Here is a 10047-nt window from a genome sequence, read left to right as displayed (position 1 = left end):
GAAAACCACCCCGCCCGGCACTGGGCCCAGAGAGCAGAAGAAGGCACGATGTCCTCCGCAGAGACGCGTCCGTTGGTTGCGCTTATCAGCGCCAACCCGGCCGCCCTTGGGCCGGCGAACGAGGCGTTTGCATCAGGGTTCCCCGAAGCGCGGCTGTGGAACATCCTCGATGACCAGTTGCAGGAAGATGCGGACGTCCGAGGTGTGACCGGGTCCTTGGCCGAGCGGATGCACCGGTTGATCACCCATGCGGTGCTTGAGGGTGCGGATGCTGTCCTCCTCACCTGCCCCGTTTACGCAACGGCTGTTCAGTCCTATGCCGAAAAGTGCCCAGTCCCTCTGCTCGATCCTGATGCGATGGCCCTGGATGGGCTGTTCGCGCAGGTTCCGGGATCAGTTCTGGTGCTCGCCAGCGACCATCAGCCACTGACAGTCGCGATAAACCGCTTTATCAACGAGTCCGCCGGGCGGGGCGTCCCAGTGGAGACCCGCGGTGCTGTTGTTCCTGGAGCCAAGCACGCTGCCCTCCACGGCAGCACAGAGGAACTCGTCACCGCCCTGGCCATAGTGGTCAAGGAACAGCCGTCACCTCCCGACGCCGTTCTGCTCGCCCAATATTCCCTGGCATCCGCGGCCAAGGAACTTCAATCCACCACAGGCATACCGGTTTTCTCCGGCCCCATCAGCTCAGCCGCGGCACTTCGCCGCACCATTCTTGGAGGTACACGATGATCGGTGTCATTGCCGATGACTTCACGGGCGGCACAGATGTTGCTGTCGCATTCCGCCGCGCAGGACTCCGCGTCCTGATCCAATTCGGCGTCCCGGATGTCGTCTCGAGCAACGACGGAGCCGACGTCGTGGTCATTGCGCTCAAAACCCGCACCCTGCCTGCCGATCAGGCTGTGGCACAGTCGTTGCTTGCGGGCCGGAAGCTCTTGGACGCCGGTGCGAAGCAGCTCTTCTTCAAGTTCTGTTCAACGTTCGATTCCACCCCTGCCGGAAACATCGGTCCGGTCAATGATGCCTTGGCGGACCTGACCGGCAGCAGTGTCACCGTCGTGGTGCCCAGCTCTCCCTCGCACGGACGCACCCAGTACAACGGTCATCTATTCGTCCACCATCAGCTCCTGTCGGACTCACCAATGCGTCATCACCCCTTGACGCCCATGACGGATTCGCGCGTGCCGGAACTGCTCCGCTCCCAAACAGCACGCGCCGTCTCCTTGGTAACCCTGCAGCAGGTCCATTCTGGAACCGAAGCACTGACCGCTGCGATCGCCGGGCTGCAAAACTCCGGAATCCCCTATGCCGTGGTAGATGCAGTTGAGTCCGGCGACCTTGCCACCATTGGCAGGGTGGTCATCGATCACCCCTTCGTTTCCGGAGCGGCCGGTCTTGCTGGCGGGCTGGCAACGGCAATCGCCGAACGCAACACCTCCACCCGCAAACCGGCACCCCTCAATGACGGGTCCGGCCACGACGGCCCGGCGGTCGCGTTGGCAGGATCCTGTTCCGCCCGCACGCTCCAGCAAATCGAAGCAATGCAGGCCGCTGGACACCCCTCATACCAGCTCGATGCTGTAGCGGTACCGGACTCCTCCCTGCTCTCTGAAGCCGCCCTGGCCTGGTACGACGAGCAACTGCCCGGCACTGCCCCGCTGATCTACTCTTCGTTGCCGCCGGAGAAGCTCCGTGAATCCCAGCGCAGGCTCGGGGTCACCGCTTCGGCTGAAATTCTGGAGACAGCCATGGGCCTCATCGCCCGTGAACTGGTCATGCGGGGGGTGCAGCGAGTGGTCGTCGCAGGTGGCGAAACCTCAGGCTCCGTGGTGACGGCCCTCCACGTCAGCGGCGGACTGATCGGTTCCGAGGCTGCGCCTGGCGTCCCCTGGATTCATACCTCACACAACGGTCCACTGGCCCTACTCCTGAAATCAGGAAACTTCGGCGACGTCGACTTCCTCGTCCAGGCGGTGAGCCCCCGAACGACCGTGGCCGTATAGCCTGTTCCCAACAACTGACCATGAAGGGAAAAGGGAACATCGATGTACAGTCTGTGGGTCACGCTGGAGGTACAGCCCGAGGGGCGGAAAGAGTTTCTGGAGGCCATCACGCGAAACGCCGAGGCGTCTGTCCGGGATGAAGAGGGGTGCCTTCGCTTCGACGTCATCGAGCTGGGCGGTGGAACAAACACCTTCGCTTTCTACGAGGTTTACACCGATCGTGCCGCCTTTGAGGAAGAGCACCTCAAAGCCCAGCATTTTCTGGCCTACAAGGACATCTCCACACGCGTCGTCGTCCCCGGAAGCCAGCGCGAAACCGGCGGGCCCATGATCGCGTCCTTCTAAGGAAGCTGTCCGGCGTCCAGGATGACGCCACCACCCGCACCAAAAGTGGTTGACTGGCCGACCACTTTATCCGATGATGGATGTGGCCCGCCTCACTTGTCTGGAGATGGGCGGAGCATTCCTCAAAGGAGAGACCCAATGACAGATCCCCTACGGCCAGAGTCAGCCCTGTTCGCCGCCGGTTCGTTCAACCGCCGCACACTGGTCCGGGGGGCCCTGGCGGGCGTGGCCCTGGCGGCCGGCGGCGGGGCGGCAGCACAGGCCACGTCCGAGAGGCCGGCGCCCTTCTCTGCCGGAACGGAAAGGGCTTCCTATCGGATCCCCGGCCAGGCCACAGATTGCCATATGCACATCTTCGATCCCGACAGATTCCCGTATCCCCTGCCAACCGCGACTCCGCCGCCCAAGGCAACAGTTGCCGACTACCGTCTCCTGCAACGCCGCACAGGCACCAAGCGCACCGTGGTCGTCACACCGTCGAACTACAGCACAGACAACCGCTGCACGCTCGACGCCATCGCACAGTTAGGGCTCCGGGATGCCCGTGGAGTAGCGGTGATCGACAACACCTTCACGGACGGGCAACTACGGGAAATGAACGACGGCGGAATCCGCGGAATCCGCTTCAACCTCACCCGCCCGGGTGGTGCCGGGGCGGAACTGATCCGGCCGCTGGCCGAACGTGTTGCGGACCTTGGCTGGCATGTGCAGATCCATATGACGGCAGAGGGAATCCAGGAAAACCTTGCTCGGATCAGCGACCTGCCCACCGAGCTGGTCATCGACCACATGGGCAGGATACCGGGAGTCACAGGGACCGCACATCCTGCGTACGCTGCCATTCTTCGACTCATCGATGAGGGAACCACCTGGGTTAAGCTCTCCGGCGTTTACCACGAATCACCGGTAGGACCCCAGTCCTACAGCGACCGCGCCGCAGTTGGTTCGGCTTTTGCCCGGGCCGCCCCTGAGCGCATGTTGTGGGGCAGCGACTGGCCCCACCCTACCGCTTCCCGGGGTGAGGTACCCATGCCCGACGATGCCGCCATGCTGGATCTGTTCGCGTCCTGGGTTCCGCGACAACAGGACCGTAAGAGAATTCTTGTGGACAACCCGGAAAAGCTGTACGGGTTCTGACTGGGACAACCCCGGGCGCGGAGCCGCTGCCGTGCCCGGGCTACCGGCCCATCAGCACCGCGGCGGCAAGCACGGCAGGTATGGCAGCAACTGAGGTGAGCAGGATTGAGTCGCGGGCGATAGCGGCGCCTCTGTCGTAGCGGCTGGAAAACAGGAACACGTTCTGGGCTGTCGGCAGGGCGCTCATAATCACGGCGGCGAACGCTTGCGCATCATCCACGCCGAAGACGTAGCGGGCGAGGACAAACGTCAGTGCCGGCATGATGGCGGCTTTGAGTCCACTGGCGACCAGTACGTCGGTCCGAGCCCCGCCGGACCGCAATGGCCTGCTCCCGGGCAAGCTCATACCAAAGGCCATCAGGACCAGCGGCACGGCCGCCCCGCCCAGGACCTTGAGCGGATCCCAGATCAAGGGGGGCAGCTCCAGCCCGGTCCAGGCCACAACGGCCCCCAGAAATGAGGCGATAATCATCGGATTCCGCACCGGTTGGGCGATCAACGATCTGAGCGTGGGCCTCTGTCCTGTCGTGAGGTCAAGGAGCAGGAGAAACAGTGGCGAGAGCACCAGCAACTGCACGAGCAAGACCGGGGCAACCGGAGTGGCGTTGCCAATCGCGTAGACCGCGACGGGAATCCCAATGTGATTAGCGTTGACGTAGGAGCTTGCCATGGCGCCCACGACGATTTCTGCACCCTTGCGGGGAAACCACAGCGCACTCAGGCCCCAGTAAAGCAGGCACGTCAGTACAGCCGCAGCAAGGGCCAAGGGCACCAGGGCAGAGAAGATGTCACCGAGTTCCGAGCCCGCCAAAATGGTAAAGAGGAGGGCTGGATTGGTGATGAAGAAGGCGATCCTGGACAAGACGGGCCCAGCTGACGGGCCGGCGATGCCGGCCCGTCCAGCCAAGTAGCCAACCAGGATAATTGTGCCAACGAGCGCGAATCCTGCGAAGATCCCGCCCATTCAGCCCCCGTCCGTGCAGGACGTCTTTACAGGGGCCACAGATCAGATTCGTGCGGCAGCGGCAGCCTGCTCGGGCGTGAGCGGTCGCGTGGCGCGTCCGTGCAGGAGCAGGTAGACCTTGGCCGTCTCCTCAAGCTCTTCAAGTGCATCCATGGCACTGTCCACATCTTTGCCTGCCACGACGGGGCCGTGATTGCTCAGCAGCATGGCAAGGTGTTCGGCAGCTGTAGCCTCGGCCAGGCCCTCCAGCGCCGGATCCCCCGGTGCGTGATAGGGCAGCAAGGGAAGGGTTCCTACCCGCATGGCGAAGTAGGCCGTCAGCGGTGGGATGGCGCTGCCGGTCGCGGTGTGTTCCAGGCAGGACACGGCGGCCGAATATGTCGAGTGGGTATGTACCACTGCAGTGTCCTGCGGACGGGCCCGGAGGACAGCCGCGTGCAGGAAGGCCTCTTTGGAGGGCTTGTTGCCACTGACATGCGTTCCAGCGGCGTCAATGACTGAGAGTTCGTCCGGCCGGACAGTCCCCAGGCTGCTGCCCGTCGGGGTAACCAGAATGGCGTCACCCCAGCGGACGCTGATGTTTCCTGTTCGGCCGTGAGTCAGGCCCCGGTTGAAGATGGATCGGGCTGCGTCCACGACGCTTTCGCGGAGGCGGCTTTCGGTGCTCATGCATTCTCTTTCTTGGGGGTCGTTGCAGAGGTTGGGTTCCCCAGCAGTTGAGACCGGAGGGTGGCGGCTGCAAGTTTCGGGCCCGCCAGAACCGGTTTGTCGAGGGCAGCGGCCAAGGCCTCGGCCGCCGGGGAAAGCGAGTACTGGGCCAGTAAGACGGCATCAGAATCTTCCTGATCTCTGCAGGCTGCCTCGAGCGCGCGGCTCAGGCGTTCCGTGTCTGCGTCCGCTGCGGCTGCCGCTGCCCCCTCGGCAACGATGCCGGTGACGGCGATGTCCTGACCGGCTGAGGCTGCTGCTGCCGAGAACCGCTCCAGCGCGTCTTCCAGCGGCCCTTTGGCGGAGGCCAGCAACACGATGCGCTGGTAGCCGCCGGACAAAGCGGCCTTGAATGCTGACGCGTCGGGGGCATGGATCGGGATGGACAGCTCAGCTGCGAGCCTTTCGGCGATGGGCCCGTACATGGAGCACGTCAGAAGGATTCCGTCCGCACCCTCGGTTTCGGCGTGGCGAATCAATCGGGTCATGCGTTCGGCCAGCCCCTCGGTGACGCCCCCTTGGGCTGTAGCGTCGTCTAGAAGGCGGTCATCGAGAAGGTTCCATAATCTGGCTTCAGGAAAAACCTCATGAAAAGCCCCGGTAGCGGGCGGGATCGCCACCGGGGTCGCACTGATCAGCGAGATCAGCGGGTTGGATTGATGATGGGTCACGGTGCGTCTCCTAGTCGGCGGATTTCCAGCCATGTGCCATGGCAAGGATGAGGGTGAATGTTCCAAACGCAGCAGCGACCCAGTACGTGAGCGGCCCCAAGGTCTTGGACACCCCGATGATGAAGTCACTGCTACCGATCAGCAACCCCGCGAGCTGGAGCAGGACAAGCACCGTCCCCAGGAGCAGCATTGCTACCAGGAGTGCAACGAAGATCATGGTCAGGACACGGATCAGTGCTTTGCGGCGTGGCCCAAAGCCGGGGCCGGCGTCGATGTGTTTTTGTGAAGACATTTATCAGCCTTTCTGGTCCGGCTAGTGGGGAATGGGTAGCAGGTTGAACGCCACCACCACGGGGATGATCAGGAACGGCACCACGTAGAACACCACCAGCGGCACGAACGTTTTGGCAGGATTCACTTCCGCGATGCTCGCTGAGATGAAGATGGACGGACCGCCAGGCGGGGACGCACCTTCTGTTGAGATGGCCACCATGATGGCGCAAACAGCCAGCGCCGGGTGAACTCCTGCTGCCACGAGGACTGCGAACGCACCGCCGCCGAGGGTCGCGGCCGTGGCCGTGGCACTCAGCGGACCACCCACCAGGGCTATGATCACCACAATGATCAGAACTGTGACGATGGCCGGCGCGTTCAGGCCGGTGAGGGCATCACGCAGCTGCTTGTCCAAACCAAGGGCAAGAAGGACCGCACTACCGGCGAAGGAGAACACCAGGGTTGCGCCGATGTCCTTAAACCGTGGGGCTGTACTGGCGATGAAGGTGTACCACGCACGAGGTGTGGACGGCAGTTGCTTACGACCAATGATGAGGCTGAGGATGCCCAGGAGGACGGGGATCCACAGCAGGATGTCGATCGCTTTGACGGCATCGGGTCCCTTGTCGCCGAGCAGGCGGGCGATGAGCTCAGCGCCGACGCCAACGGTAAGAAGAATCGGCACGGCTATGCCCAGGTAGACGATCAATGATCGCCACCCCTGCTTCAGGGACCGTCGCAGCGGCATGAGTTCTTCACCGGAGACCTTGGCAATTTTGTAGCGCCGCACAAAGTAGAAGATGCACAGCAGTCTCCACAGCACGCAGTATCCGGCGACGACGAACATCGCTACCAGGGTGGCGTTCTTGTCGATGTTCGGCCCCACGGTGGCAAGCCCCACAAGGATGAGATAGGAGGCGCTGGGCGGGATGACCGTGCCGTTGCCGGAGTTTCCTGCAACGACGGAGGAGGCGATGTGTTTGGGCCAGTTTGAGCGTTCCATCCATGGAATCGTGACCGATCCGATGGTGGCTGCATTCGCAGACGCGGAGTGGGTCAGCGCCCCGAAGCCTGCAGAGGCGAGGGTGGAGACGTAGCCTGCGCCACCGCGGAGTCGGCCAAGCATGGAGTTCAGGATATGGACCTGATGGTGGATGATGCCGGTCTGCGTCAGCACGAATCCGATAAAGGTGAAGGACATCGCCGCGAAGACCACAGGCTGCTTGAAGGCTTCCCCGAGGCCTGTGCCCAGAAGCGCGAAGAAGTCGGCTCCGCCAAACAGGCACAGCACGAGGAAGCCGACAATCATTGCCTCGCCGATGCCCCGTTTAACGACGGTGGCCCACACGAGGATGGTGATGAGATAGACGATCAGCGCCCAGACGGCGATTCCCACGTCATCTCCTTTCTAGAGGGTGGACGAACGGTCTGCGTCGACGCGGTGCTCTGGTGACGGCTTGCCGTTTTCTGCGGAGACCGGGAGGCGGTGCCTCAAGATCGCGACGGGACTGCCGGTGGCAGCTCGGAACACCGGCGGACCGGGAGTTCCCGTGGTTGGATCCAAAGGGTGGGCTGCGATGGAGTGTCCCCGTTCGTGGGCGACGAGCAATGCCCCCGCTTCGGCGTCCAAACAGAAGAAACGGGGCCTGATGCCGTGGGTCTCGGTCCAGCGTCCGGGGCCAAGACGGCCCGTGTCGGGATCGACGTCGTACGTGCCGATAGTGTCCGGGAACTCACCACCGGGTGAGTGGTCTCCGGGTCCGCTGCGGTTGGAGACATAAACATGCTTCCCGTCGGCGCTGACCGCGATTTCTGCCCCGCGGCTGTCCCCGGTCACAGTGTCGGGCAGTGCGGACGTGGACTGGATAGGGCGAAGTGTGCCCGTGGCGGCGTCCCAACTGTAGGTGGTCACCGTTGAAAGGAATTCCTCGATCGAGTACACGAACTTGTTCGATGGTGAAAACGCCACGTGCCGTGGTCCAGACATTTCCCGCAACCGTATGGTCCGGTCCTGGTGCCACGTCAGGGATCCGGTGCTGTCGATCGAGATCGTGAAAATTGAATCCAAACCTTTGTCCGGGACCAGTGCATACGAACCGGTGGCGTCGAAGACCACCTGGTGGGGTTTGGAACTGTTTTGGTCACGCCGGTGCGGCCCGGTTTCACCCTCGAAGGACAGCAGACCTGATACCGGGCCGAGGCTGTCATCCGGGAGTATCCGGATGCTGGCTACGGTGCCGCTGTTGTGGTTGGCCACCACAAGAAATTGCTGGTCCGGGCTGAGTGCCAAATGGACCGGGTTCACTCCCCCGGCATCGACCGTGTCGCGGTAATCGATGCGTCCGGTCGCCGAGTCCAGCTCCAGGGCGCTGATCTGGTTCCCGTCGCCATGGGCAACGTATAGCTGTGTGCTTCTTGGACTGAGGATCATGAAACTGGGGTTGTCCATGCCCACCGTTTGCCGGGGAAGCCAGCGTCCGTCGTCGAGGATTTCAAAGACTTCCAGCCCGCTGCCGCGCCCCTCGCGCAGCACGCTGGTTCGTGAACCAACATAGGCAAGTTCAGTGACCGGCAAGGCTGGCCTCCCCGGCGTTGGCGTCCGCGTGGACGGCTTGGGCCAGCATCCCGGGGTCCCCGAAGTTGCCGGATTTCAAAAGCAAAGCGATGGAAATCTGCCCTGTGGTGTAGATCCATGGCACCCCGGGGGCCATTTCCGTACCGATGGTCCCGCCCTGGACGCCCAATGCCTGGACAACCGCACCGGAGGTTTCGCCTCCGGCAGTGACGATTCGGCGCACGCCCCTTTCAACGAGCCCACGGGCAATCAAACCGGTGGCCTTTTCGAGGATGGCGGAGGATCTTTCGGTGCCCAAAATCTCCTGGGTTCGGCGCAGCTCTCCGGGTTCTAGAGTTGAGTAGATCAGCGGCCGGGCGTCATGAGGCAGTGTCCCGAACCAGGCAAGGGCCGATTCTGCCAGCTGTACAGGGTCCGGGTTTGCGACAGCGTCGAGGAAGAACGAGGGTTCCTGCTCGCGCATGTAAGAGACCTGTTCCCGGGTCCGGGCCGAACAGCTTCCCGCCAAAGCGACTGCCCGCCCGGTTCCGACCGGGTCCTGTTCGTGGTCTTGGCTGCTTCCCCGGTTCCCGGCCAGAGATCGACCAAGCCCCCCGGCCAATCCGGCGGCGCCTGTAACCAGCACATCGTCGCGACAGGCATCACCGATGGCTTGCAGGTCTTTAGCGGTAATGGCATCCGTGACGGCATAGCGGACACCGCGGCCGGCCATCTCATCGAGGTACTCCCGGATTGCCCGGGCGCCTGCACGTACCGTTTTTTGGCTGACGAGTTCTACGGGACGCTCCGTCTGGGCACTGAGGAGCCGGACGATGTTGGAATCGGTCATCGGCGTCAAGGGATGGTGGCTCATCGGAGACTCGGCCAGTGGCTGTTCGGCGACGAACAGATTACCCATGTACTGGGTGCGGCGGTGTTCAGGTGAGGCCGGAGCAACGACCGTCAGACGTGAACCCTGGAGATCGGCCAGTGCGTCGGCTACTTGGCCGATGTTGCCTTCGGGTTTGGAATCGAAGGTGGAGCAGTATTTGAAATAGAGCTGCGAGGCGCCATGGTTTTTAAGCCATTCTGCGGCGCGCAGGGATTCGGCGACGGCGTCGTCTACCGGCAGGGTCCTTGTTTTCAATGCAATGACCACAGCGTCATGGTACGGCAGGATCGTCTCCGAATCGGGCGAGCCGAACAGAATGACTGTTGCCAGTCCGGCACGTCGGAAAGCGACGGCAACGTCAGTACCACCGGTCACATCATCGGCGATGACACCTATCACTGTTGTTCCTACCATTTCGTGGGGTTTCCGGACACGGACGCATGGCCTCCTGCCGGAAGTTGGGCAATGTGCGTGCACGCCGGGCGGGTGGTTTTGTT

The 10047-nt window shown here is 62.8% G+C and carries 11 protein-coding genes; 4 read left to right on the top strand and 7 right to left on the bottom strand.

Going from position 1 to position 10047, the window contains the following annotated elements; genetic code table 11:
* The 4 genes from AC1RJY_RS23925 to AC1RJY_RS23910 all read left to right on the top strand — a co-directional run.
* A partial coding sequence (locus AC1RJY_RS23925; protein WP_498603707.1) for a hypothetical protein occupies window positions 1–732 on the top strand: 732 nt, incomplete at its 5' end.
* Window positions 729–2006, top strand: coding sequence for a 3-oxo-tetronate kinase (gene otnK / locus AC1RJY_RS23920; protein WP_498603705.1), 1278 nt, complete (start codon window positions 729–731; stop codon window positions 2004–2006). The genes AC1RJY_RS23925 and otnK (AC1RJY_RS23920), both read left to right, overlap by 4 nt.
* A 42-nt stretch (window positions 2007–2048) precedes the next feature.
* The gene (locus AC1RJY_RS23915) at window positions 2049–2351 is read left to right on the top strand and encodes a putative quinol monooxygenase (RefSeq protein ID WP_498603704.1); all 303 of its coding nucleotides are present in this window, start codon (window positions 2049–2051) and stop codon (window positions 2349–2351) included.
* 138 nt (window positions 2352–2489) lie between these two features.
* A complete protein-coding gene (locus AC1RJY_RS23910; protein ID WP_498603702.1) occupies window positions 2490–3488 on the top strand; it encodes an amidohydrolase family protein in 999 nt (332 codons plus the stop codon).
* Window positions 3489–3528: 40 nt separating this feature from the next.
* On the opposite strand, the gene AC1RJY_RS23905 is transcribed toward AC1RJY_RS23910, so the two are convergent.
* Genes AC1RJY_RS23905 through otnK (AC1RJY_RS23875) form a run of 7 tightly spaced genes read right to left on the bottom strand, consistent with a single transcriptional unit; the run spans window position 3529 to window position 9964 of the window.
* Window positions 3529–4452 (bottom strand): AEC family transporter, encoded by a 924-nt coding sequence (locus AC1RJY_RS23905; protein ID WP_498603700.1) that lies wholly within the window; start codon window positions 4450–4452, stop codon window positions 3529–3531.
* Between the two features lie 42 nt (window positions 4453–4494).
* Window positions 4495–5121 carry a 3-oxo-tetronate 4-phosphate decarboxylase gene (gene otnC, locus AC1RJY_RS23900; RefSeq protein ID WP_498603699.1) on the bottom strand — a complete coding sequence of 209 codons (627 nt, stop codon included), beginning with the start codon at window positions 5119–5121 and terminating at the stop codon, window positions 4495–4497.
* Entirely contained in the window at window positions 5118–5831 is a 714-nt protein-coding gene (locus tag AC1RJY_RS23895) for an aspartate/glutamate racemase family protein (protein WP_498603697.1), read from the bottom strand. The genes otnC and AC1RJY_RS23895 overlap by 4 nt, the downstream gene beginning before the upstream one ends.
* Window positions 5832–5841: 10 nt before the next feature.
* On the bottom strand, window positions 5842–6123 hold the full coding sequence (locus tag AC1RJY_RS23890) for a hypothetical protein (protein WP_400287711.1): 282 nt from the start codon (window positions 6121–6123) through the stop codon (window positions 5842–5844).
* Between the two features lie 21 nt (window positions 6124–6144).
* Window positions 6145–7500, bottom strand: a complete 1356-nt coding sequence (locus AC1RJY_RS23885) for a TRAP transporter large permease subunit (RefSeq protein ID WP_090826424.1) — start codon at window positions 7498–7500, stop codon at window positions 6145–6147.
* 12 nt (window positions 7501–7512) lie between these two features.
* Window positions 7513–8679 (bottom strand): lactonase family protein, encoded by a 1167-nt coding sequence (locus tag AC1RJY_RS23880; protein ID WP_498603695.1) that lies wholly within the window; start codon window positions 8677–8679, stop codon window positions 7513–7515.
* Window positions 8666–9964 (bottom strand): 3-oxo-tetronate kinase, encoded by a 1299-nt coding sequence (otnK, locus tag AC1RJY_RS23875; RefSeq protein WP_498603694.1) that lies wholly within the window; start codon window positions 9962–9964, stop codon window positions 8666–8668. Before otnK (AC1RJY_RS23875) ends, AC1RJY_RS23880 begins: the two co-directional genes overlap by 14 nt.
* Between the last annotated feature and the right edge of the window lie 83 nt (window positions 9965–10047).

The organism is Arthrobacter sp. GW822-FHT05G07 (assembly GCF_058799755.1).
This window is presented reverse-complemented; position numbering and strand designations above follow the sequence as displayed.

What these genes read in the sequence shown, in the direction of transcription:
- otnK (WP_498603705.1), top strand. Translation starts at nt 729, where the DNA reads ATGATCGGTGTCATTGCCGATGACTTCACGGGCGGCACAGATGTTGCT.
- AC1RJY_RS23915 (WP_498603704.1), top strand. Translation starts at nt 2,049, where the DNA reads ATGTACAGTCTGTGGGTCACGCTGGAGGTACAGCCCGAGGGGCGGAAA.
- AC1RJY_RS23910 (WP_498603702.1), top strand. Translation starts at nt 2,490, where the DNA reads ATGACAGATCCCCTACGGCCAGAGTCAGCCCTGTTCGCCGCCGGTTCG.
- AC1RJY_RS23905 (WP_498603700.1), bottom strand. Translation starts at nt 4,452, where the DNA reads ATGGGCGGGATCTTCGCAGGATTCGCGCTCGTTGGCACAATTATCCTG.
- otnC (WP_498603699.1), bottom strand. Translation starts at nt 5,121, where the DNA reads ATGAGCACCGAAAGCCGCCTCCGCGAAAGCGTCGTGGACGCAGCCCGA.
- AC1RJY_RS23890 (WP_400287711.1), bottom strand. Translation starts at nt 6,123, where the DNA reads ATGTCTTCACAAAAACACATCGACGCCGGCCCCGGCTTTGGGCCACGC.
- otnK (WP_498603694.1), bottom strand. Translation starts at nt 9,964, where the DNA reads ATGGTAGGAACAACAGTGATAGGTGTCATCGCCGATGATGTGACCGGT.